The organism is Pacificispira sp. HM-600 (assembly GCF_977993705.1).
Map to the genome: position 1 here is coordinate 2,619,659 of NZ_OZ388079.1, position 22,090 is coordinate 2,641,748.

The window sequence follows — 22,090 nt, forward strand, 5'->3', positions numbered from 1 at the left end:
GCTCGTTGGCACTCGCGTTGCGTGAGTGCCAACGGTTGCCTACACTGGCATTAGCACTCTCGCATCGAGGTTGCTAATAAGTCTTGGATCAAGAAAGAGGTTAACCGTGACGGTTTCCACTCAGGTTTCCATCAAGCCGCTCGAGGACCGCATCGTCATCCGCCAGGTCGAGGCAGAGCAGACGACGGCTTCCGGCCTGGTCATCCCCGACACCGCGAAGGAGAAGCCCCAGGAGGGCGAGGTCGTCGCGGTGGGCCCGGGGCGGATCGACGATAACGGCAACCGCATCCCGCTCGATGTCGCCGTCGGTGACCGCGTGATCTACAGCAAGTACGGCGGCACCGAGGTCAAGTTCGGTGGCGACGACCTGCTCGTGCTCTCGGCCCGCGACGTGCTCGCGGTCGTCGTTCGCTGAGCGACTGACACACACGAAGGACCGGATGCCTCGGCATCCGGTCCTTCGTCGTTCCGCGGTGATCTGCGAAACGCCCTGCGGCCGTGGTCGCCGCCCGTAGGCTGTTGAGGTGACACAGGATCCGACCGAGAATCCCCGCGGGTCGGTCGGACCCACCAAGTCGAGTGCCGCAGCCGAGGCGAGCGCCGCCGCCGAAGTACGCGAACGCAGCATCGGCGTCGCGTCCGCCATGGGCGCCTACCTGATCTGGGGCTTCCTGCCCCTGTACTTCCTCTTGCTCGTGCCGACAGGGCCGTGGGAGATCGTGGCCTGGCGCATCCTGCTGGCCTTCGTCTTCTGCGTTCTGCTCTTGACGGTCACGCGTTCGTGGCCCGCGTTCGGCCGGATCGTGCGACAGCCGCGGCTGCTGTTGCTGACGGCGATCGCCGGAGTCGTCATCTACGTCAACTGGCAGGTCTACATCCTCGCCACCCTGACGGGGCACGTGATCGAGACGAGTCTCGGATACTTCATCAACCCGATTGTGACGGTACTGCTCGGCGTTTTCGTTCTGCGCGAGCGGCTGCGCCTGACCCAGTGGATCGCGATCGGCATCAGCCTCGCAGCGGTCCTCGTGATCGTCGTCGGGTACGGCGCCTTCCCCTGGGTGTCATTGACGCTCGCCTTCTCGTTCGGGATCTACGGCCTGATCAAGAAGCAGGTTGGTCCCGCCGTCGACGCGGTCGGGGGCCTGACGCTCGAGTCGTTCTGGTTGCTGCCCGTCGCGATCGTGCAGCTCATCGTCGTCGGCGTGACCGCGGGTATCACGCTGGGCACGGTCAGCCCGGTGCACACCGTCCTGCTCTCGCTCGCTGGCATCATCACCGCGGTCCCCTTACTGCTGTTCGCCGCCGGGGCCAGACGGGTGCCGCTCACCGCGATCGGCCTCTTACAGTTCATCGCGCCGGTGCTGCAGTTCATCATCGGGGCATGGGTCCTCGGCGAACCCATGCCGCTCGAGCGATGGGTCGGCTTCGGACTGGTCTGGGTGGCGCTGATCATCCTCTCCGTGGACTCGGTGCTGTTCTCGCGTCGTGGTCGGGGCGTTTCGGATGTCGCTTCTCTGACCTGATCGTCGTTCCGGTCGACATTCCCGCCGTTCGGGGGATGGGAGCGTTATCACGCTGTGACCGTACTGTTTCACATCGTTAACGCACCGCAACATCCGCGAGACGCCGCTCCGCATAGTGTGAAGCCAATAGGGTCGCCTTCGGTGCGGCCCGGAGTTCGTCCACAGCTAGGAGCAATATGAACTTCTTCACACGTTCGCGTACGGGCAAGGTCCTCGGCGGTATCGCCGTGGTCGGTGTCAGTGCGCTCGTTCTCGCAGGTTGTGCCAGCGGCGGTGGCGACACTGAGTCTGCCGCTCCCGAGGCCGGCGAAGACATGACCCTCAAGATCGGAACGGCGCTGCCGCAGACCGGTAACCTCGCCTTCCTCGGCCCGCCCGAAGAGGCCGGCGTCGCCTATGCCGTCTCGCAGATCAACGAGATCTCGGCCGAAACCGGCCTCACGGTCGACCCCGTCTACGGCGACTCGGGTGACACCGACAACAAGGCCTACGAGACCGAGATCCCCCGCTTGCTCGGCGAGGACGTTTCGGCGATCATCGGTGCCGCATCGTCGGGTGTCTCCCTGCAGTTCATCGACCAGGTCGTTGGCGCGGGAACCATCCTGTTCTCCCCGGCCAACACGTCGGACGCCTTCACCACCTACGAGGACGACGGGCTGTACTTCCGTACCGCTCCCTCGGACGTGCTGCAGGGCGAGGTGCTCGGCAACCTGATCGCCGAGGACGGCAACCAGACGCTCGGCATGATCGTGCTGAACGACTCGTACGGCACCGGACTGGCGGGCTACGTCACCGAGGCCTTCGAAGCCGCCGGTGGCGAGGTCGTCGCAGCCCCGACGTACAACACGGGTGACGCGACCTTCGACGCTCAGATCAGCGAGGTCCTCGCGGCCGACCCCGACGCGATCGCCCTGATCACGTTCGACGAGGTCTCGACCATGCTGCCGAGCCTGTTCGGTCAGATTCCCGCCGACAAGCTGTACTTCGTCGACGGCAACCTGAAGAACTTCGCAGACGCCTTCCCGGCCGGTTCCCTCACGGGTGCCAAGGGCACGCTCCCGGGCCTGTCGATCGACTCGATCGCAGACTTCACGAGCGAGCTCGACGCGTTCCTCGAGGCAGAGGGCACCGCGCCGCTCGAGGACTACAGCTACGCTGCCGAGTCCTACGACGCGACGATCCTGCTGGCCCTGGCCTCGCTCACTGCCGGTTCGACCGAGAGTGCGGCGATCGCCGAGGCTCTCATCGAGGTCTCCGGTGGTTCGGGTGAGGGTGAAACCTGCACCACGTACGCGGAGTGCGCCGACGTCATCCTCGGTGGCGGAGTTGCCGACTACGACGGCATCTCGGGTCCGATCACGTTCGACGAGGTCGGCGACCCGACCGAGGCGTCGATCGGCATCTACGAGTTCGGTGACGACAACACCTACTCGGCATACATGGGCTAAATCCCACGTATCCCACAGAGGGGCCCCGGTCTTCGGGCCGGGGCCCCTCTGTCGTTTCCGGGGGCGCGAGGGTGCCCGTTTCACGCGCGAGGGTGCCCGTTCTACGCGCGAGGGTGCCCGTTTCTCGCGCGAGGGTGCCCGTTCTGATTAAGGCAGGAACCCTCAGGCCTGACTCGTGCCACTTTAGTGCCCTGTGTCGGCGGCGATCGTGTCGAGGATCGCCGCGGCGTCGGGTCCGGGCGGTGTTGTTGCGGTGATGTCGTTCCCGGCGATGCGGATGGTGACGTCTCGGAGGGGCCGGAGGGTGCGGACGAGTCGACGGATGCTGACCCCTGTGGTGTCTTGCAGGTGGCGTGAGATGGCGAGGGCGGTGAACACGATCGTGAGGTGGGCTTGGATCGAGTCGTGCTGATGGTGGAACATCGGCCTGGCTTGGAGGTCAGTTTTCGCCATCCGGAACGATCGTTCGACCTGGAACAGCTCGTGTACGCGGCCACGACCTCGCGCCCGTCGAGCCGGATCGCGGGGATGTTGCTGACGTAGCCCTTCAAGCCAGCGACTTGCCGGGCCCGATCCACCAGGGTCTGGTCGATGTCTCGGCTGCTGCCGGTGAGTTTCACGAACCGGTCCTTCTTCACCGGCCTGGTTCCGTCAACGACCTTCTGCGCGCGTTCGACCTGCTTGTCCAACGTGTGGTTATCCCGCCGGTCGCGTTTCGCTGAGTAGTGGTAGACGATCCGCCGCTCACGCGCGTTCGGCCCGACCCCCATGATCCGTTTCGATTCGAGGGTTTCCCCGTCGTGGAGAGCGGTCCCGATGGTGAAGTGTTCGATGAGGTCGTCGGGGGCTTTACTGATCCGGGACCCGACGATGAACGAGAACCCGGCATCTTCGAGCGCGTTCAGATTCGAGGCGGAGAGCATCCCCGCATCGGCAACCACGACGATGTCTTTGACACCGTGGCGGTCTTGGAAGGACCGCAACACCGGGAGGAGGGTGGTCGTTTCGCCGGTGTTGCCGGTGAACGCGTGGACCTCCAACGGGAACCCGCCGGGGGTGACCAGCAGCCCGACGACGATCTGCGGGTCCACGCGGCGTTCTTTGCTCATCCCGACCTTGCGGAGATCGTCCTCGTCTTCGGCTTCGAAATACAGGGTCGTGACGTCGTAGAGCACCAGGGACAGTTCCCCCGCCTTCGTGGCGTGAGCGTAAGCGGCGCGGGAGACCTGGTCACGCCAGTCCTGCTCAACACAACGGGCCAGGGTCCGCCAGATCGTCCGCAACGATGCCGCCGGAACGCCGAGCTCACCGAGGACACGGATCGTGTCTGCTTTCGACGTCGGCTCCACCGCCCGAGCGAGCACGAGTTTCCGGAACGTGTCGTCGCCCACGACGTCGAACCCGAGCCGAACATACGCACCCTCGAGCACCTCCCAAAGCACACGCGAGGAACTGCCTGTCACGATCGGCGCCGCCGTCACCGGCGACGCCGGGCCCAGCGCGTCCAGATCGAACGCGAGCTGCCCGGCCTGAATCCGGTCCTTCGCGATCTGCACCAGCACGGCGAGCTGAGCGTCGTCATGCGCGGAGCCGATGTGTTCCACGATCGTGCGGACGCCGCGGTGCTTCCGCACGATCTGCACCGCCGTCGCGCCCGAGGAAGTTGGCACCTTCCGCACGAACAAGCCCATCCGAGCAGTCTAAAAGCCGTCCATTAGTGCCCCGCCCGGACACCAGCACCCCCGGAAAATCAACGAACTCCGACCCCAAAACCCCAAATCACGAAAAAGTGGCACGACTCAGGTCAGGGCTGGAACGGGCACTCTCGGGCCCAGGACGGGCACTCTCGGGCGCAGGAAGGGCTCCGGTCCTTCGTCGTGAAGAGGGGGTCAGGTGCCGAGCGTGCCGAGGTACAGCTCGGTGACCTTCGGGTCGCCGAGCAGCTCGCGCCCCGTTCCGGTGTATGCGTCGCGGCCCTGGTCGAGCACGTAGCCGCGGTCGCAGATCTGCAGGCAGCGCCGAGCGTTCTGCTCGACCATGATGCAGGTCACCCCGGCCTTGTTGATCTCGGAAACGCGGATGAACGCCTCATCTTGACGCACGGGCGAGAGGCCCGCGGACGGCTCGTCGAGCAGCAGCACCTTCGGATCCATCATCAGGGCGCGGCTCATCGCCACCATCTGACGCTCACCACCCGAGAGTGAACCAGCACGCTGTTTGAGGCGCTTGCCGAGCTCTGCGAAGATGCTCGTCACGAACTCGAGGCGCTCCTTGTAGGCGGACGGGCGCTGGTACAGACCCATCTGCAGGTTCTCTTCGATCGTCAACGTCGGGAAGACGTTGTTGTTCTGCGGGATGAACCCCACGCCGCGCGCGACGAGCTTGTTGGCGCGCAGGCCCGTGATGTCGTCGCCCTGCAGGGTGATCGAGCCCTCGCGCACGTTCACCTGGCCGAAGATCGCCTTCAGCAACGTCGACTTGCCGGCGCCGTTCGGACCGATGATGCCGATCAGCTCTCCCTGGTTTGCGACCAGCGAGCAGCCGTTCAGGATGTTGACACCCGGCAGATACCCGGCGTGGACGTTATCGACGAAGACGACGGGGGTTTCGGTGGCTACCGTGCTCATGAGCGGTTCTCCTCGTCTTCGGCAACGCCCTCGTCGACCAGCAGCGTCGCGTTTGCCTGAGCGGATGCCCCGGCATCCGTCGTCGGGTCGGCCTCGATCGCCGTGATACGCCCGGTGACGACGCCCAGGTCGAGCTCTTGGTGTGCGCCGAGATACGCGTCGATCACCGCCGGGTTGCGCATGACCGTGTGCGGGTCGCCCTCGGCGACCACACGACCCTCGGCCATGACGATGACCCAGTCGGCGATGTGGCGCACCATGTGCATGTCGTGCTCGACGAACAGCACCGTCATGCCCTCATCCTTCAGATCGAGGATGTGGTCGAGCAACGACTGCGTGAGTGCCGGGTTCACGCCGGCCATCGGCTCGTCGAGCATGACGAGCGTCGGCTTGGTCATGAGTGCCCGCGCCATCTCGAGCAGCTTTCGCTGACCACCCGAGAGGCTCGCCGCGAAGTCGCTCGACTTGGCGTCGAGCTTGAACTTCTTCAACAGCACCTCGGCCTGGCTGTCGATGCTCGAGTCCTGCTTGCGCCAAATCGCGGGAATGAGCGCCTGCCAGAACTTCTCGCCGCGCTGACCCGTCGCCCCGAGCTTCATGTTCTCGAGCACCGTCAAGAGGCCCAGTGCTTTTGTCAGCTGGAACGTGCGGACCATCCCCAACCGCGCGACGCGGAACGCGGGGACGCCCGACAGCGATCTGCCGTTGAAGCTCCAGTCGCCCTCGTCGGGCTTGTCGAAACCGGTGAGCAGGTTGAAGAGCGTGGTCTTGCCGGCACCGTTCGGGCCGATCAGTGCGGTGATCGCGCCGCGTGGGATCTCGAGATGCTCCACGTCGACCGCCGTGACACCGCCGAACGTGCGGCGCACATGATCGGCGACGATGATCGGATCGACCTTCTTGGCACCAGGCACCGCCTCGCCCACGTGCAATCCGGTGGTCTTGGGGCGTTCGACAGGCGCCGTGAGGGGCGCTCCCGAGGCCTCTTCGCCCAGCTGACCGGTCGTCGTGTGATCGGCGCCCGACTGCTCGTTACTTGACTGCCCGTTATTTGACAAAGGTCAGCTCCTTCTTGTTGCCGAGGATTCCCTGCGGCATGAAGATCACGAGCAGCATGAGGGCGACGCCGACGAGGATGAATCGAAGGGTTCCGGCCTGGATCTGCGACATGAAGGGAAGGACCCCGGCCGTGACGAGCGCCGGGAGGAAGTTGCTCAGGAAGGTCTGCAGCACCCAGAAGATGAGCGAACCCAGCAGCGGACCGAACACGGTCGCCGCGCCGCCGAGCAGCAGGGCCGTCCACACGAAGAACGTCAGCGACGTGACGTACACGCCGGGGCTGACGGCCGACGGCAGGGCGTAGACGATGCCGCCCGCCGCGGCGAGCACACCACCCAGCACCAGCGACTGCATCTTGTAGGCGTAGACGTTCTTGCCGAGCGCGCGCACGGCGTCTTCGTCTTCGCGGACGCCCTTCAGCACGCGGCCCCACGGGCTGCGCATCAGCATCCAGACCACCAGCACGGCGAAGCCGAGCGTCAGGAGGCCCATGATGCGGACCCACCACTGCGTCTCGTTGTACGTGAACGGACCGAAGCCGTAAGTGCCCTCGGGCAACGGGTTCGACGCCCGGAAGCTCGAGTGGTAGCCGCTCAGGCCGTCGGCCGAGCCGGTGTACTCGTCGAACGCGGTGGTCAAGAACAGCAGACGCACGACCTCCGCAGCGGCGATCGTGACGATAGCGAGGTAGTCACCGCGTAGGCGCAACGTCGGGATACCGAGGATGACGGCGAAGATCGCCGACGCCACGAGTCCCGCGATCGCCGCGAGCCACCATTCGAGGCCGAAGGTGAGCACGCCGATCGCGTAGCCGTAGGCGCCGATGGCCATGAAGCCGGCAATGCCCATGTTGATCAGGCCGGTGTAGCCGAAGTGGACCGCGAGACCGAGGGCGGCGAGTGCGTAGCCGATCGTCGCGGGGCTGAGGATCGACGAGGCCGAGTTCGAGAGGATCTGGAGCAAGTCCATGGTGCGCCTAACCTATTCTCTCGCGTCGGCCGAGGATCCCCTGGGGCCGGAACAGCAGGATCACGATGAGGATGAAGAGCGCGCTGGCGTACTTCAGGTCGGCGGGGATCCACAGGCTCGACACCTCGACGAGCAGGCCGACGATGATGGCGCCGACCAGGGCGCCGTAGGCCGTCCCGAGACCACCGAGGATGACGGCCGCGAACATCAGCAGCAGCACCTGCGATCCCATGTCCCACTTGATACCGGGACGGTAGTAGGCGTACAGGATGCCGGCGAGACCCGCGAGCCCACCGGCGATGACCCACACGACGCGGACGACAAAGTCGACGTCGATGCCGGAGGCGGCGGCGAGCGAGGGGTTGTCGGAGATCGCGCGTGTGGCCTTGCCGAGGCGGCTGCGCGTGAGCCAGACCGCGAACGCGATGATGACGATGATCGAGATCGCGATCGAGACCATGTCGATGATGCTCATCTGCACGGATCCGAACAGCTGGATCTTCGGCTCGGATGCGTAGGGGAGTTGGCTCGTCCCGCCACCGATGAAGAACTGGAACGTGTATCGGAGGGCGAGGGACAGGCCGATGCTGACGATCATGAGCTGAACGACACCCACTCGCCTTCGGCGCAGGGGTCTCCACAGGATCATGTCCAGCACGAGCCCGAGGCCCGCGCTGAGGATCACCGCCAGCGGGAAGCCGAGCCACACCGGCAGCGCGAGGCTGGCCGGTCCGACGAGCGTGAGCGCCACGACGGCGCCGAAAGTGACCATCTCGCCGTGCGCGAAGTTCGAGATGCCCGTGGTGCCGAAGACGAGCGACAGGCCGACGGCCGCGAGGGCCAGCATGAGGCCGAAGCTCAGGCCCTGCACGATGCGTTGGATGAGCTGGTCGGCGAAGCTCGTGACGCTTCGCTCACCCTCGCCGATGAAGAAGTTGACGGTGACGCGCCCACCGGCGCCCATCTCGACCTCTTGCTCGTTGGGGGTATCGTCCTCGTCGTTGACGACCGCGATGCCCTCGGGCAGCGTGTCCTCGTCGAGCGTGACCGTGTAGGTCTCGCCGCGCTCGGGAACGCCGACGCGCCACTGGCCCTCGGCATCCGTCTCGACTTCTTGCTCACCGCCGGGGCCGTCGATGACGAGTCGAATGCCCTCGAGGGGAGCACCGTCGAGCTGCACGTTGCCGCTGATGCGGTAGGGGTCGTCCTCGGCCGCGAAGGCCGGGGATGCGGTCAGGCTCATCAGCGCGAAGAGCACGCCGAAGAGTGCTCCTATGGTGAGCAGAGTCCCCCCGCGGGAACGTCTCGCCGTAGCGGTCGTGGGACTCACAGATCCTCCAGTCGGGCACCGTTAACCGATGGTCGCGTCGCATCGGCATCGATGGACGACGGTACGAGCGTAATGTGTCGGCATTGTTTCGCCCATCGCTCAAACGTCAGCCGTTACCGATGCGCAATGGGAACGCTCCCGGAGGAATGTTCGCACACGCGCGCCGCTTAGACTTCATCAAGCGGATGCTTCGCGTGGAAACACATCGATCCGCACCCCGATCTCACCGCACGAGGAGCGCGTACATGCCCGATTACGATCCGTTCGGTTTTGTCGGACTGACGTACGACGATGTGTTACTACTGCCTGGCCACACCGACGTGATTCCGAGCGAGGCCGACACGTCCTCGCGGCTGACGCGGCGGATCACGGTGGCAACACCCCTGGTGTCGTCGGCGATGGACACGGTCACCGAAGCCCGCATGGCGATCGCGATCGCGCGCGAGGGCGGCCTCGGCATCCTGCACCGCAATCTGTCCATCGAGGACCAGGCCTCGCAGGTCGACCGCGTCAAGCGCAGCGAGTCCGGCATGATCACCGATCCCATCACCACCCGCCCCGACGCGACCGTCGAAGAGGTCGACGCGCAGTGCGCGCAGTACCGCATCTCGGGTCTGCCCGTTGTGGACGACGATGGACGGCTCGTCGGCATCATCACGAACCGCGACATGCGCTTCGTCTCGGGCTTCGAGCGCCAGACCACGCTCGTGCGCGACGTGATGACGAGCGAGGGCCTCATCACCGCGAAGGTCGGCATCGGCGCGAACGACGTCATTGCGACGTTCGCCAAGCACCGTGTCGAAAAGCTGCCGCTGATCGACGACGACGGCAAGCTCGCGGGCCTTATCACCATCAAGGACTTCGACAAGAGCGAGAAGTACCCCCTCGCGACGAAGGATGACCAGGGTCGACTTCGTGTCGGTGCGGCGATCGGATTCTTCGGCGATGCGTGGGAGCGCGCCGAAGCGCTCCGCGACGCGGGCGTCGATGTGCTGGTCGTCGACACCGCCAACGGCCAGTCCGCGGGCGTCATCGACATCATCACGCGGCTGCGGTCCGATGCATCCTTCGCCCACATCGACATCATCGGTGGCAACGTCGCCACCCGCGAGGGTGCGCAGGCGCTCATCGACGCGGGCGTCGACGCCGTCAAGGTCGGTGTCGGGCCGGGCTCGATCTGCACCACCCGCGTCGTGGCCGGTGTCGGGATGCCGCAGGTCACCGCGGTGTACGAGGCATCCCTCGCCGCGCGTCCGGCCGGTGTGCCGGTTATCGCCGACGGTGGCCTGCAGTACTCGGGCGACATCGCGAAGGCCCTGGTCGCCGGAGCCGACACCGTGATGCTCGGCTCGCTCCTCGCCGGAACCGACGAGTCGCCGGGCGAGATCGTGTTCCAGGGCGGCAAGCAGTTCAAGCAGTACCGCGGTATGGGGTCGCTCGGCGCGCTGCAGACGCGCGGCAAGAAGACCTCGTACTCGAAGGACCGTTACTTCCAGGCGGACGTGCCCTCGGACGACAAGCTCATCCCCGAGGGCATCGAGGGTCAGGTCGCGTACCGAGGCCCCGTGTCGGCCGTCGCGTACCAGCTCGTCGGCGGACTCCGTCAGTCGATGTTCTACGTTGGCGCGCGCACGATCGACGAGCTCAAGGCCAAGGGCAAGTTCGTGCGCATCACCTCGGCAGGGCTGAAGGAATCGCACCCGCACGACGTGCAGATCATCGTCGAGGCGCCGAACTACAAGAAGTAGGGTCGGCGCGGCGCTGGGTCGCGGCCATCGATATGTTTGGCGCATGATTCGGCAGCGGAACCACCCGGCGGCCACGCAAGACACGCGGCGGCTCGAGGCGTTCACCGATGGCGTCTTCGCGATTGCCGCGACTCTGTTGGTGCTCGACCTCACGACCTACGCGTTCGGCGACATCACCTCGGATGCCGAGATGTGGGCGGCGCTCGCCGGTATGTGGGAGCTGTTCGTGAACTTCGCTCTCAGCTTCGTCTTGCTCTGCCTGCTCTGGGCGACGCATGTGCGGCAGTTCGAGCACATCGCACGCATCGACTTCGCGATCGTCTGGTTGAACAACGCCAGGTTGCTGTTCATCGTGCTCGTCCCCTTCGCCACCAGCATGACCACGGAGTACTCGGAATGGCTGGCTGGCCGGCTGTTCATGCCCGTCACCTTCTTCTTGGCCATTCTCTTCAGCTGGTTGCAGTGGGGCTGGGCGGTGCGTCAACGCGAGACGATGCTTCCCGACCTCACCGACGATGAAGCGAAGTCTCACGGACGGGGCGGATTGAGCGCCCTGCTCATCGGTGCGGTCGTGGTCCTCACCGCGCCGCTGATCGGATCGTTGGCCTTCGTCCTCTTCCTGCTCGACCCGCTGGTGACCCGGCTGCTGCGCGGCGCCGGCGACTGACAGCGCTCGCAATGCACGCTCGGCGGGCGTCACCGACCTGTCACAGACTGCTCGATCTCTTTCGCACATCGAGCAGTTAGTGACGGGTCGAGCTGGCCGCGGGCGCTGTCGGGGTCAGCCGGTAGGCTGGGTGGGTGAGCATGGAGATCGAGTTGGGGCGCGCAAAGCGAGCGCGACGCGCGTACACCTTCGATGACATCGCGGTGGTGCCCTCGCGGCGCACGCGAAACCCCGAGGATGTCTCGACCGCCTGGTCGATCGACGCCTTCCAATTCGACATCCCGGTGTTGGGCGCCCCGATGGACTCGGTCGTCAGCCCGCAGACCGCCATCATGCTCGGCCAGCTCGGCGGGCTCGGCGTTCTCGACCTCGAGGGTCTGTGGACGCGCTACGAAGACCCCGAGCCGCTCCTCGCCGAAATCGCCGGTCGCGAAGACGGCGACGCCACGCTGCGGATGCAAGAGCTGTACTCCGAGCCGATCAAGCCCGAGCTCGTCACCGCACGCCTCGCCGAAATTCGCGCTGCGGGCGTCACGGTCGCGGGTGCGCTCACCCCCCAGCGCACACAGGAGCTGTACGAGACCGTCGTCGCCGCCGGTGTCGACATCTTCGTCATCCGGGGCACGACCGTCTCCGCCGAGCACGTCTCGAGCGTGTCGGCCCCCCTCAACCTCAAGAAGTTCATCTACGACCTCGACGTTCCCGTCATCGTCGGAGGCGCCGCGACCTACACGGCCGCGCTGCACCTGATGCGAACCGGTGCCGCGGGCGTTCTCGTCGGGTTCGGCGGGGGTGCGGCGTCCACGACGCGGGCGACCCTCGGCGTTCACGCCCCCATGGCCACCGCGGTCGCCGATGTCACCGGCGCGCGTCGCGACTACCTCGATGAGTCGGGCGGGCGCTACGTGCACGTCATCGCCGACGGGGGAGTAGGCACCTCAGGCGACATCGTCAAGGCCCTCGCGATGGGCGCAGATGCCGTCATGCTCGGCGTTGCGCTCGCGCGGGCGACGGATGCCCCGGGTCAGGGGTTCCATTGGGGACCCGAGGCGCACCACCCCAAGCTGCCCCGCGGCCACCGCGTCCGCGTCGATCAGGTCGCCTCGCTCGAGGGCATTCTCTACGGCCCCGCGCCCGTCGCGGACGGCACCGCGAACCTGATCGGGGCCCTCCGCAAGTCCATGGCGACGACGGGCTACTCGGACCTCAAAGAATTCCAGCGCGTGGAAGTCGTGGTCGCGCCCTACTCCGCGGTGTGAACTGATCCGACGGATGAATTTGTGAGCGGTGTGAGCGCGACGTCCGGTCCCGGGCACTCAGCCCCCGGCGAGCCCGAGGTATTCCCGCCGACGCTGCGTGAGGTCATGCTGCGTCCGCAGTGGCTCCTGATGCTCGGGCTGTGCCTGCTCGTCGCCGCCGCGTTCGCATGGCTGGGTCAGTGGCAGCTCGAACGTGCGATCGACACCGACCCGCCCGCCGTCGGCGCGACGGAGGAGGTCCGTCCGCTCGATGAGGTCGTTGAGCCCGGTGCTTACCTCGAAGAGCCGTTCGTCGGTCAGCAGGTCACCACGACCGGAACCTGGGTGCCCGAAGACTTCCTGGTCGTGACATCGCGCTTCAACGATGGCGTCGAGGGCTACTGGGTCACCGGTCAGCTGCGGATCGAGGGCACGCTCAACCCGACCTCGATCGCCGTCGCCATTGGATGGGCGCCAACCCTCGAGCGAGCAGAGGCCGCGGCATCCGAGCTGTCCGAGAACGCCGCGACGACAGCGGCCGGCCTCACAACCCCGGTGACAGGCCGTGTGATCTCCGACGAGGGACCGAAGCTGCCGCCCCGCGGAGCCGATCCGTTCGAAATGACGCGGATGTCTCCCGCCGCACTGCTCGGCGAATGGCACGACGTCGATCAGCTGATGGTCTACCGCCCCTACCTCGCCCTGCTCGAGCCTGGCGGGACCGCGGAGGACGCCGGGCTCGTGCCGATCTCATCTCGGCCCCCAGATAAGGCTTCGACGGTCAATCTGCTCAACATCTTCTACGCCGCCGAGTGGGCCGTGTTCGCGGGCTTCGCCTTCTACCTCTGGTACCGCCTCGCGCGGGACGCCTGGGAGAAGGAACTCGAAGATCTGGAAGATGCCCGCGCCGAGGCATCCTGAGCCGTCCCATTCTCCGCCGCTGCGGGCGCCCGGGGAATGGCGCGCGAAACCGTGCCCGTCCACCGTCGGTAGACTGGGAACATGCCACGCGCCCCCAAACTCGCCTCGTTTCCGGTGATCCGAGGGGCGTTGAAGTTCTACCAGGTCGCCTCGATCATCACCGGCGTCGGGCTGCTGCTGCTCGTGGCCGAGATGATCCTGAAGTACACACCGATCCATCTCGAGCTGTTCCTCGGGGGATCCGGTGGGTTCCTGTGGTTCGCGACCGTCATCGTCGGCGCCGACTGCAACTGGAATTCGCTCTTCTTGCCGGGCAGCGGTTGCGAGTTGGTGTCGACCGGCGACGGGGTCAACGTCTCGCTCGCGATCCTCGTGGTGCACGGCTGGTTCTACGTCGTCTACCTCTTCGCGTGCTTCCGCATCTGGAGCCTGATGCGCTGGCCGTTCCTGCGCTTCATCGTGCTAGCCCTCGGTGGCATCGTCCCGCTGCTGTCCTTTTTCATGGAGGCACGCGTCGCGCGTGAGGTGCGTACGTATCTCGCCGAGCGCGAGGCATCCGAAGCATCCCCTCCTGTCTCCACTCCGGAAGGCCCGCGTTGACCGAAGCCACAGAAACCTCGCAGCGCCCCGTCTTGGTCGTCGACTTCGGCGCGCAGTATGCGCAGCTGATCGCCCGGCGTGTGCGCGAGGCGGGGGTGTACAGCGAGATCGTGCCGCACACCGCCACTGCGGCCGAGATCGCGGCGAAGAACCCGGTCGGACTCATCCTGTCGGGTGGACCGTCGTCGGTCTACGAGCCCGGTGCGCCAGCGCTCGACCCCGGGGTGTTCGATCTCGACGTGCCGACACTGGGCATCTGCTACGGCTTTCAGGTCATGGCCCAGGCCCTCGGCGGCGAGGTCGCACACACGGGGTTGCGTGAATACGGGGCGACGGATGCTTCGGTCCAGGGCGATGGGGGAGTGCTGCTCGCCGGCCAGCCCGCCGCGCAAAACGTGTGGATGAGCCACGGCGACCAGGTGTCGCGGGCGCCCGAGGGCTTTACCGTGCTCGCGTCGACGACAGCGACCCCGGTGGCCGCCTTCGGCAGCGACGAGCGCCGGATGTACGGGGTGCAGTGGCACCCCGAGGTCAAGCACACCGACCACGGCCAGCGCGTCATCGAGAACTTCCTGCACAACGCCGCGGGACTGCCCGCCGACTGGAACAGCGGCAACGTCATCGCCGAGCAGGTCGCCCGCATCCGGGAGCAGGTCGGTTCGGCACGGGTGCTGTCGGCCCTGTCGGGTGGTGTCGACTCCGCCGTCTCGACGGCGCTCGTGCACGAGGCCGTCGGTGACCAGCTCGTCGCGGTGTTCGTCGACCACGGCCTGCTGCGCAAGGGCGAGCGCGAGCAGGTCGAGCAAGACTATGTCGAGTCGACAGGTGTGCGGCTCGTGACGGTGGATGCCCGCCAGATCTTCCTCGACGCACTCGCCGGAGTCAGCGACCCCGAAGAGAAGCGCAAGATCATCGGCCGCGAGTTCATTCGCGCCTTCGAACAGGTCGAGCGCGAGCTCGTCGCCGAGGCCGCGGCAGACGGGGAGCCCATCCGGTTCCTCGTGCAGGGCACACTGTACCCGGATGTCGTGGAGTCCGGCGGTGGCTCGGGTACCGCGAACATCAAGTCGCACCACAACGTCGGTGGCCTGCCCGAAGACCTGCAGTTCGAACTCGTCGAGCCGCTGCGCACCCTGTTCAAGGACGAGGTGCGTGCGATCGGTCGCGAGCTCGGTCTTCCTGAGGTGATCGTCGGACGACAGCCCTTTCCGGGGCCCGGCCTCGGCATCCGGATCGTCGGTGAGGTTACCGCTGACCGCCTCGAAATTCTGCGTGACGCCGACGCCATTGCCCGCGAAGAGCTGACCCGCGCGGGACTTGACGGCGAGATCTGGCAGTGCCCGGTCGTGCTGCTCGCCGACGTGCGCTCGGTCGGTGTGCAGGGCGACGGTCGCACCTACGGCCACCCGATCGTGCTGCGGCCCGTCTCGTCGGAAGACGCGATGACGGCCGACTGGACGCGCCTGCCCTACGACGTCCTGTCGAAGATCTCGAACCGCATCACCAATGAGGTGCGTGAGGTCAACCGGGTCGTGCTCGACGTCACGTCGAAGCCGCCGGGCACCATCGAGTGGGAGTGAGCTGACGCGGGGTTCTCGCTCCCCGCGTCAGCATTCCAGGGACGGGGCAGGGCCGGAGGCGACCCCTCGGAGGCCGGGCAGTGGCCGGGTTTGCGCATTGACCGTGTTCGCAATTCAGTCTCCGCGAATCGAGGCGCGACTGTGGGCCCGGTGATTCCGCGGGTCGAGTGCTGCGCCTGCGCAGCACGGTGCCGGCGAGACTGAATTGTGACCGTGTGGGCTCAGCGCGCCGGCCAGGTTCGGCCCGCCCACGGGTCGTAGTCGGCCAGCAAGGGCCCCTGCTCGGGTCGTTGCTCCTCGGGCACATGCTGCAGATTGACCCGCACGCGGTACCAGAGCGACGAACTGCCGCGCATGCCGTCGACGAGTTCGTCCGCGGGATGGAGCGCAGCAGCCGCCTCGGGATGCTCCGCCCGCCACCGCCCGAGCGCCTCCAGCGCCTCGGGCTTCGTCTTGGTCCGCGCGACCTCGATCAGCGGCATCATCGAAACCCGCCGCCCCGATCCGTCGCCGGCGCGCGGCGGCTTCTCGGCGGGCCCCAGGCTTTCCGACAGTGCGAGCAGCCCGTCGAGCGACCCGGCCGCGTCGTCAATTCCCGCGTGGGGGTCGCCGATGTCGCGAAACCGCGGCACGACAGTCGCAACGGTGAACTCCTCGGGCCGGCGCGTCCGCAGCTCGTCCCATCCGAGGGGAGTCGACACGCGCGCATCCGGCAGGGGACGGATGGAGTACGCGGATGCCACGGTGCGATCTTTTGCGTTCTGGTTGAAGTCGACGAACACGCTCTCGCCGCGCTCCTCCTTCCACCACCGGGCGGTCGCGAGCCCGGGTGCACGCGCTTCCACTTCGCGGGCCAGCGCCTCGGCCGCGGCGCGCAGTTCGCGGAACGTCCAGAGCGGCTCGATCCGCACCAGGATGTGCAGCCCCCGCGACCCCGAGGTCTTGGGTGATTCTCGGGCACGCGTTTCTGGAAGAAGGCCTCGGCACCGATGCCCTTAACGAAGCGCTTGAGAACCATCGGACGACCGCCGGCACCCCGCAACGCCCCCTCGGCGACGGCCAGGTAGTACCGGACGATGTCGAGCTTGGTGAGCCCCGGCTCGGGGAAGACGACCTTGCTCGGGTTGCTGACGCGCACCTCGTGACCGTCGATCTCGAGGATCTCGGCGGGCGCTGAAGAAGCCATCACCTCAGGCTAGGCGGGACGGATGCCTGGGGCCAGACCCGCTCGTGCCGACCGCGCACGAAAACAGGCGAGCGCACGCACGCGAAAAGGGGGCCTCCCGAAACCGGACGACCCCCCATACAAATGCGGTGCTAGTTGCTGCCGCGAACGATCGCGATGATGCGCAGGATCTCGACGTACAGCCACACGACCGTCACCATGATGCCGAAGGCGCCCATCCACGCGAGCTGACGGGGGGCGCCGTTGCGGACACCCCGCTGGATCTGGTCGAAGTCGAGCACCAGCGAGTACGCGGCCATCAGGACGACGAAGACACCGATGATCAGGCCCCACGGGATCTCGATGCCCATGATGTTCAGCGTCTCGCTGCGCAGACCGAAGGCTCCAGGCGCAATACCCGTCCACATGAGGACCAGGTTCAGCAGCGAGAAGGCCAGGTATCCGACCATCGCGACGAGGAAGACCTTGGTTGCGCGCTTGGATGCGCGGATCTTCCCGCTCGCGAACAGCGCCAGCGTTACACCGACGACCGCGAGCGTCGCGAGGGTGGCCTGAATGACGATGCCCGGCAGCTGGAACTCGAAGATCGCCGAGATTCCGCCGATGAAGAGGCCCTCGAGGGCCGCGTACGCGAAGATCAGCCCGGGGCGGACCTTCTTGCGCGACGTGAAGATGATGACCATCGCGAGAACGAAGCCACCGAGGCCACCGATGATCAGCGGCAGGATGTTCTGGCTCGTCGACTCGGCGGGAGAGAGGGCGCCGAGCGTCCAGACCCAGCCGACGACGGCGGTCACGAGGAGGATGGCGAAGAGTCCGAGGGTCTTGACGACCGTGTCTTCGACCGTCATGCGGTCGGTCTGGTGGGCTCCGGCGGCGGGGGCCGCGTACGCACCCTCCATCTGCGCCTGGGTGCCGACGTCGAGACCTGCGCGCGAGGCGGAAGCCGTCGAGGACGCACCGCGGAGGTTCGCGGCCTGTGACCCACCGGGGTAGGTCTGGACGGCGCGGGGGTCCTGGAACGCCGGGTTGTTGAACGCGGGGTTATTGAGGGCCATGGCCTGGCTCACACTCCAAAATTGGGGTCCACAGCGGTGTGCTGTTTCTCAACGATATCTGACGCCCGTCGCGGGGTCGTGGTCATGGGCTGTGAGACGCCTATGAGGGCGTCCTGGCATCCGTCATTCGCGCGGTCGGGAGGATGCCCGCGGATAGCCTGGAAACATGCGTCTCGAGAGCCCGTCCCACGGGCCATTCGCCCGGTCGCCCGGCCGACCCCTCGTGATCGGGCATCGTGGTGCCCCGGGGTATCGCCCCGAGCACAGTCGGTCCTCGTACGACCTGGCCCTCGCGATGGGTGTGGACGCGGTCGAGCCCGACGTCGTGCCCACGAGGGACGGCGTGCTGGTCGTGCGGCACGAGAATGAGATCTCCGGAACGACGGATGTCTCGGCCCGGCCCGAGTTCGCCGACCGGAAGACGACGAAGTCGGTGGACGGAACCTCGCTCACCGGCTGGTTCACCGAGGATTTCACCTGGGCCGAGCTCGCGACGCTGAAGTGCCGCGAGCGGCTGCCGAAGATTCGGCCCGCCAGTGCGAGCTTCGATGATCAGCAGCCCGTTCTACGGCTCTCGGACGTGCTCGATCTGGTGCGCGATGCCTCGGACGAGCAGGATCGCGAGATCGGCGTCGTGCTCGAGATCAAGCACGCGACGTACTTCGAGTCCGTGGGTCTCGACGTCGCGCCGCTCGTAGAAGAAGAACTGCGCCGAAGCGGATGGGCCGATTCGGCCGCGCTCGTGATCGAGTCGTTCGAGTCGACCGTGCTCGAGCGGCTCCGCGGCCGGGGCATCCACGCGTCGTACATCTATCTGATCGAGGCGGCCGGGCGCCCCTTCGACCTCTACGTAGCCGGCGGAGATGACGCACCGACCTACCGTCAGACGGTGCACCCGGCGGGGCTCGATGGCCTGGTCGGCCGGTTCGACGGCATCAGTGTCGACAAGCGCGTGATCCTCGCGCCGAACAAGTTGGGCCGTATGACGGGCCCGTCCTCCGTCGTCGCGGACGCGCACGACCGGGGGCTGAAGGTTTTCACCTGGACGTGCCGTCCCGAGAACTCGTTCCTGGTCGCGGACTTCCGTGGGCGGGGCGGTGCCGCGGCGCTCGGCGACTACGAGGCCGAGTGGCGTGTGATCTTGGATGCGGGGGTGGACGGCGTGTTCGTCGATCACCCCGATCTCGGCATGGACGTCTTCGCACCCTGAGACGATCGCGCGAGGTCGTCGTCGGGGCACCGTGTCAACCCTCGACGCGCGGACGCCCGGGCTGTCAGGCTCGGTCCATGCGGCAGATCCAGATCGACATCGATGGGGGGCGCTTTCGCGTGTACTCATCGCTCGCGCCGCGCGCCGGGGTATCGGACGGGGACGCCCCCCTGCCCGTTGTCCTGATCCACGGGATCGGGATGTCGCATCGCTACTTCGTCCGGTTGCACGACGAATTCGCCCGCACGCGCGACGTGCACTCGATCGACCTGCCGGGCTTCGGGCGGTTCGGTCGCCCGCGGGAGCCGTTCGAGCAGGAACGGATGGCGCGGGCGCTCGCCGACGTCCTGGATCGGCTTGACGTGCCCCGCGCCGTGCTCGTGGGTCATTCGATGGGTGCGCAGTGGGTCGTCGAACTTGCGCGCCAGCGCCCCGACCTCGCGGCGAGTGTCGTGCTGATCGGTCCGGTCGCGGACGACGAGCATCGGACGCTTCGAGCGCAGAGCGCCGCGCTCGCCCTCGACACGCTGGGTGAGCCGCCGCTCGTCAACACGATCGTGTTCGCGGACTACATCCGGTGCGGAATGCCCTGGTACCTCACCCAGCTGCGCCACATGATGGCGTACCCGATCGAAGAGCGGGTCGCCGAACTCACGGCCCCGGTGCTCGTTCTGCGCGGGGGGAATGACCCCGTGGCAGGCCTCGAATGGTGCCGGCGATTGCGCGACCGTGCACGCGAGGGTTCGCTGATCATCGTGCCCGGCCACAGACACGTCGTGCAGTTCGCGGGGGCGCGAGCCGTGGCATCCGCGGTCGACGCCTTTCTCGCCCGCGGGCGCGGGGTCGTTCGCGGAAGCGCGCCGGCATGACGATCCGGGGTGCATCCCCGCTTGTGATGCTCGGCGCTTGGGTGCGCGACTACGCCTACGCCATCGCGGCGCAGGCGCGCGGGGTGTTCGACCGCACCGATCCCGCGACCTTCCGTACCGGGCACCGCACACCCCTCGTGGTGCTACCCGGGATCTACGAGTCGTGGCACTTCATGCGCCCGCTGATCGTGGCGATGCACCGGCGGGGGTACCCGGTGCACGTCGTCGGCGCCCTGCGCCGCAACGGCCGGCCGGTCATCGAGAGCGCCGTCGCCGTGGTGCAGTACCTGCGCGAGAACGACGTGCGCGGCGCGGTGATCGTCGCCCACAGCAAGGGCGGGTTGATCGGCAAGCAGGCGATGATCTCGGGCGCGACGCCCGAGCACGTGACGGGGATGCTGGCGATCGCGACACCGTTCGCGGGATCGCGGTACGCCCGGTTCTTCGTGAATCCTGCCCTGCGGGGATTCTCGCCCCGCGACGCCACGATCCGCGCCCTGCTGCTCGAGACGACGATCGACGCCAACATCGTGTCCGTTTACGGGCGCTTCGACCCGCACATTCCGGGCGGGAGCGCGTTGCCCGGGGCGCGCAACGTCGTGCTCGACACGATGGGGCACTTCCGCGTGCTCGCCGACCCGCGCATCCTGGAGGAACTCGAGACGCTGACGGCGTGAACCGGAATCGTGTCGGATGAACCCGGATGAGGATCGGGTGAACCGTCAGCCGACCGCCTTCTCGACGAGCTCTCGGATCTTCTTCTCGTTCGCGTCGGTGAACTCCGTCAGAGCGAACGCGGTCGCCCACATCGTTCCGTCGTCGAGCTGCGCGTTCTCGTCGAAGGCGAGGGTCGGATACCTCGTGTCGAACTTGGATGCCGCTTGGAAGAAACACACGATCTTGCCGTCCTTCGAATACGTGGGCATGCCGTAGCGGAGTTTGACGGTCATTTCGGGGGCGACGTCTGTGATCACTGAGTGGATGCGCGTCGCGATCGTTCGATCGGGTTCCGGCATCTCCTCGATGGTCTTCAGAGCGGTGCGCTCCTCGGCCGAGATCTTTGCGGCACCCCGACCCGCGCGCCCCTCGGCCCGGAGTTCGGCGGCGCGCTCCTTGACAGCGGCGCGCTCCTCGGCCGAGAGGGATGCGTTGGGCTTCTTCGCTGCGGGGCTCACGGCTTGTTCTCCTGAACGCGGATCGTGTTGCCGGCGGGGGCACGGAAGGCGCAGTCGCGCACCCCGTAGTCCTGATCGATCGGCTCCTGCACGATCTCGGCGCCGCGCGATTCCAGCGTCGCGAACAGGGCATCGAGGTCGTCGGTCGCAAGGTTCACACCGAAATACGTGCCCTTCGCGATGAGTTCGAGCAGCACGCGCCCCTCGTCCTCGGTGACGCCCGGGTTCGCCGTGGACGGGTGCAGCACGATCGCGGTGTCGGGTTGGCCGACCGGGCCGACCGTGATCCACCGCAGGTTCTCGTAGCCGACGTCGAGGCGGACTTCGAATCCCAGCACGTCTCGATAGAAGGCGAGTGAGGCATCCGGATCCGTGGCGGGCAGGAAGCTGGAGTGAATCGTGACGCTCATGAGGGCCAGGTTACCGACGGGCGCTGACGGGCACTTCTCGATTTCTGATCGGTCTGGTCACCTGTTTTGCGATGCACGGGAGCATGCCGGCGGTCGCATCCGCGCCGTGGTCCCGGTAGACGCTCGGGGATACGCCGACGAGCTCGGTGAAGCGCGTGCTGAACGTGCCCAGCGACGCGCACCCCACCGCGAGGCTGATGTCGGTAACACTCAGGTCGGTCTGCCGCAGAAGCATCATCGCCCGTTCGATTCGCCGGGTCATCAGGTACGAATAGGGCGATTCGCCGAATGCGCGACGGAACGTGCGACTGAGGTGACCGGCCGACATGTGGACGCTGCGTGCAAGGGCTTCGACATTGAGCGGCTGCGAGTAGTCCCGATCCATCCGGTCACGTACCCGCCGCAGAAGCGCCAGATCGCGAAGCTCAGCGGCGGCAGGTGGCGCCATCCCGACATGCTCTCAGCACCC

General features: G+C 66.7%; 21 protein-coding genes and 2 pseudogenes. 12 read left to right on the forward strand and 11 right to left on the reverse strand.

Features of this window, described 5'->3' with window-relative positions; all coding sequences use genetic code 11:
• The first annotated feature begins 106 nt into the window (after positions 1-106).
• The 3 genes from groES (at position 107) to ACXZ1E_RS12560 (ending at position 2,974) form a co-directional block, all read left to right on the forward strand.
• Positions 107-415, forward strand: coding sequence for a co-chaperone GroES (gene groES, locus ACXZ1E_RS12550; RefSeq protein ID WP_396643155.1), 309 nt, complete (start codon positions 107-109; stop codon positions 413-415).
• Positions 416-524: 109 nt separating this feature from the next.
• A complete protein-coding gene (gene rarD / locus ACXZ1E_RS12555; protein WP_458040815.1) occupies positions 525-1,526 on the forward strand; it encodes an EamA family transporter RarD in 1,002 nt (333 codons plus the stop codon).
• A 176-nt stretch (positions 1,527-1,702) separates the two neighbouring features.
• A complete protein-coding gene (locus ACXZ1E_RS12560) occupies positions 1,703-2,974 on the forward strand; it encodes an ABC transporter substrate-binding protein (protein WP_458040816.1) in 1,272 nt (423 codons plus the stop codon).
• Positions 2,975-3,157: 183 nt separating this feature from the next.
• On the opposite strand, the pseudogene ACXZ1E_RS12565 reads toward ACXZ1E_RS12560, so the two are convergent.
• From ACXZ1E_RS12565 to ACXZ1E_RS12585, 5 genes and pseudogenes are all read right to left on the reverse strand, one after another.
• A pseudogene (locus ACXZ1E_RS12565) lies at positions 3,158-4,665 on the reverse strand (IS1634 family transposase).
• 198 nt (positions 4,666-4,863) lie between these two features.
• Entirely contained in the window at positions 4,864-5,601 is a 738-nt protein-coding gene (locus ACXZ1E_RS12570) for an ABC transporter ATP-binding protein (protein WP_458040817.1), read from the reverse strand.
• Positions 5,598-6,659, reverse strand: a complete 1,062-nt coding sequence (locus ACXZ1E_RS12575; protein ID WP_458351957.1) for an ABC transporter ATP-binding protein — start codon at positions 6,657-6,659, stop codon at positions 5,598-5,600. Before ACXZ1E_RS12575 ends, ACXZ1E_RS12570 begins: the two co-directional genes overlap by 4 nt.
• Complete coding sequence (locus ACXZ1E_RS12580) at positions 6,649-7,629, reverse strand: branched-chain amino acid ABC transporter permease (RefSeq protein WP_458040818.1); 981 nt, start codon at positions 7,627-7,629, stop codon at positions 6,649-6,651. The genes ACXZ1E_RS12575 and ACXZ1E_RS12580 overlap by 11 nt, the downstream gene beginning before the upstream one ends.
• Positions 7,630-7,636: 7 nt before the next feature.
• Positions 7,637-8,959, reverse strand: a complete 1,323-nt coding sequence (locus ACXZ1E_RS12585; RefSeq protein ID WP_458040819.1) for a branched-chain amino acid ABC transporter permease — start codon at positions 8,957-8,959, stop codon at positions 7,637-7,639.
• A 245-nt stretch (positions 8,960-9,204) separates the two neighbouring features.
• Here ACXZ1E_RS12585 and guaB point away from each other — a divergent pair, with 245 nt between their 5' ends.
• From guaB to guaA, 6 genes are all read left to right on the forward strand, one after another.
• Positions 9,205-10,707 carry an IMP dehydrogenase gene (guaB, locus tag ACXZ1E_RS12590; protein ID WP_458040820.1) on the forward strand — a complete coding sequence of 501 codons (1,503 nt, stop codon included), beginning with the start codon at positions 9,205-9,207 and terminating at the stop codon, positions 10,705-10,707.
• Positions 10,708-10,750: 43 nt separating this feature from the next.
• Positions 10,751-11,374: a TMEM175 family protein gene (locus ACXZ1E_RS12595; protein ID WP_458040821.1), complete on the forward strand. Its 624-nt coding sequence runs from the start codon at positions 10,751-10,753 to the stop codon at positions 11,372-11,374.
• Positions 11,375-11,514: 140 nt separating this feature from the next.
• Positions 11,515-12,633 carry a GuaB3 family IMP dehydrogenase-related protein gene (locus tag ACXZ1E_RS12600; protein ID WP_458042927.1) on the forward strand — a complete coding sequence of 373 codons (1,119 nt, stop codon included), beginning with the start codon at positions 11,515-11,517 and terminating at the stop codon, positions 12,631-12,633.
• 21 nt (positions 12,634-12,654) lie between these two features.
• The gene (locus tag ACXZ1E_RS12605) at positions 12,655-13,533 is read left to right on the forward strand and encodes an SURF1 family cytochrome oxidase biogenesis protein (protein ID WP_458351958.1); all 879 of its coding nucleotides are present in this window, start codon (positions 12,655-12,657) and stop codon (positions 13,531-13,533) included.
• 81 nt (positions 13,534-13,614) lie between these two features.
• Positions 13,615-14,133: a DUF3817 domain-containing protein gene (locus ACXZ1E_RS12610; RefSeq protein WP_458040822.1), complete on the forward strand. Its 519-nt coding sequence runs from the start codon at positions 13,615-13,617 to the stop codon at positions 14,131-14,133.
• Positions 14,130-15,713: a glutamine-hydrolyzing GMP synthase gene (guaA, locus tag ACXZ1E_RS12615; protein ID WP_458040823.1), complete on the forward strand. Its 1,584-nt coding sequence runs from the start codon at positions 14,130-14,132 to the stop codon at positions 15,711-15,713. The genes ACXZ1E_RS12610 and guaA overlap by 4 nt, the downstream gene beginning before the upstream one ends.
• A gap of 221 nt (positions 15,714-15,934) precedes the next feature.
• Here guaA and ligD read toward each other — a convergent pair whose 3' ends face one another.
• From ligD to ACXZ1E_RS12630, 3 genes and pseudogenes are all read right to left on the reverse strand, one after another.
• Positions 15,935-16,624, reverse strand: a complete 690-nt coding sequence (gene ligD, locus ACXZ1E_RS12620; RefSeq protein WP_458351959.1) for a non-homologous end-joining DNA ligase LigD — start codon at positions 16,622-16,624, stop codon at positions 15,935-15,937.
• Between the two features lie 89 nt (positions 16,625-16,713).
• Positions 16,714-16,899 (reverse strand): annotated as a pseudogene (locus ACXZ1E_RS12625) (hypothetical protein); the annotation flags it as partial.
• Between the two features lie 131 nt (positions 16,900-17,030).
• Positions 17,031-17,957 carry a Bax inhibitor-1/YccA family protein gene (locus ACXZ1E_RS12630; protein ID WP_458040824.1) on the reverse strand — a complete coding sequence of 309 codons (927 nt, stop codon included), beginning with the start codon at positions 17,955-17,957 and terminating at the stop codon, positions 17,031-17,033.
• A 166-nt stretch (positions 17,958-18,123) separates the two neighbouring features.
• Here ACXZ1E_RS12630 and ACXZ1E_RS12635 point away from each other — a divergent pair, with 166 nt between their 5' ends.
• The 3 genes from ACXZ1E_RS12635 (at position 18,124) to ACXZ1E_RS12645 (ending at position 20,713) form a co-directional block, all read left to right on the forward strand.
• Positions 18,124-19,167, forward strand: coding sequence for a glycerophosphodiester phosphodiesterase family protein (locus tag ACXZ1E_RS12635; protein ID WP_458040825.1), 1,044 nt, complete (start codon positions 18,124-18,126; stop codon positions 19,165-19,167).
• A gap of 77 nt (positions 19,168-19,244) precedes the next feature.
• The gene (locus ACXZ1E_RS12640; RefSeq protein ID WP_458040826.1) at positions 19,245-20,036 is read left to right on the forward strand and encodes an alpha/beta fold hydrolase; all 792 of its coding nucleotides are present in this window, start codon (positions 19,245-19,247) and stop codon (positions 20,034-20,036) included.
• A complete protein-coding gene (locus ACXZ1E_RS12645; protein ID WP_458040827.1) occupies positions 20,033-20,713 on the forward strand; it encodes an esterase/lipase family protein in 681 nt (226 codons plus the stop codon). Before ACXZ1E_RS12640 ends, ACXZ1E_RS12645 begins: the two co-directional genes overlap by 4 nt.
• A gap of 45 nt (positions 20,714-20,758) precedes the next feature.
• Here the strand turns inward: ACXZ1E_RS12645 and ACXZ1E_RS12650 are convergent, their stop codons facing one another.
• From ACXZ1E_RS12650 to ACXZ1E_RS12660, 3 genes are read right to left on the reverse strand one after another with little or no spacing between them, the layout of a single operon-like run.
• The gene (locus ACXZ1E_RS12650) at positions 20,759-21,211 is read right to left on the reverse strand and encodes an iron chaperone (protein ID WP_458040828.1); all 453 of its coding nucleotides are present in this window, start codon (positions 21,209-21,211) and stop codon (positions 20,759-20,761) included.
• A complete protein-coding gene (locus ACXZ1E_RS12655; RefSeq protein ID WP_458040829.1) occupies positions 21,208-21,621 on the reverse strand; it encodes a VOC family protein in 414 nt (137 codons plus the stop codon). The genes ACXZ1E_RS12650 and ACXZ1E_RS12655 overlap by 4 nt, the downstream gene beginning before the upstream one ends.
• Positions 21,622-21,631: 10 nt before the next feature.
• Positions 21,632-22,069, reverse strand: a complete 438-nt coding sequence (locus ACXZ1E_RS12660) for a helix-turn-helix transcriptional regulator (RefSeq protein ID WP_458040830.1) — start codon at positions 22,067-22,069, stop codon at positions 21,632-21,634.
• Positions 22,070-22,090: the final 21 nt, after the last annotated feature.

What these genes read in the sequence shown, in the direction of transcription:
- guaB (WP_458040820.1), top strand. Translation starts at nt 9,205, where the DNA reads ATGCCCGATTACGATCCGTTCGGTTTTGTCGGACTGACGTACGACGAT.
- ACXZ1E_RS12600 (WP_458042927.1), top strand. Translation starts at nt 11,515, where the DNA reads ATGGAGATCGAGTTGGGGCGCGCAAAGCGAGCGCGACGCGCGTACACC.
- ACXZ1E_RS12595 (WP_458040821.1), top strand. Translation starts at nt 10,751, where the DNA reads ATGATTCGGCAGCGGAACCACCCGGCGGCCACGCAAGACACGCGGCGG.
- ACXZ1E_RS12570 (WP_458040817.1), bottom strand. Translation starts at nt 5,601, where the DNA reads ATGAGCACGGTAGCCACCGAAACCCCCGTCGTCTTCGTCGATAACGTC.
- ACXZ1E_RS12580 (WP_458040818.1), bottom strand. Translation starts at nt 7,629, where the DNA reads ATGGACTTGCTCCAGATCCTCTCGAACTCGGCCTCGTCGATCCTCAGC.
- ACXZ1E_RS12660 (WP_458040830.1), bottom strand. Translation starts at nt 22,069, where the DNA reads ATGGCGCCACCTGCCGCCGCTGAGCTTCGCGATCTGGCGCTTCTGCGG.
- ACXZ1E_RS12645 (WP_458040827.1), top strand. Translation starts at nt 20,033, where the DNA reads ATGACGATCCGGGGTGCATCCCCGCTTGTGATGCTCGGCGCTTGGGTG.
- ACXZ1E_RS12610 (WP_458040822.1), top strand. Translation starts at nt 13,615, where the DNA reads ATGCCACGCGCCCCCAAACTCGCCTCGTTTCCGGTGATCCGAGGGGCG.
- ACXZ1E_RS12640 (WP_458040826.1), top strand. Translation starts at nt 19,245, where the DNA reads ATGCGGCAGATCCAGATCGACATCGATGGGGGGCGCTTTCGCGTGTAC.
- ACXZ1E_RS12630 (WP_458040824.1), bottom strand. Translation starts at nt 17,957, where the DNA reads ATGGCCCTCAATAACCCCGCGTTCAACAACCCGGCGTTCCAGGACCCC.
- ACXZ1E_RS12655 (WP_458040829.1), bottom strand. Translation starts at nt 21,621, where the DNA reads ATGAGCGTCACGATTCACTCCAGCTTCCTGCCCGCCACGGATCCGGAT.
- ACXZ1E_RS12635 (WP_458040825.1), top strand. Translation starts at nt 18,124, where the DNA reads ATGCGTCTCGAGAGCCCGTCCCACGGGCCATTCGCCCGGTCGCCCGGC.
- ACXZ1E_RS12560 (WP_458040816.1), top strand. Translation starts at nt 1,703, where the DNA reads ATGAACTTCTTCACACGTTCGCGTACGGGCAAGGTCCTCGGCGGTATC.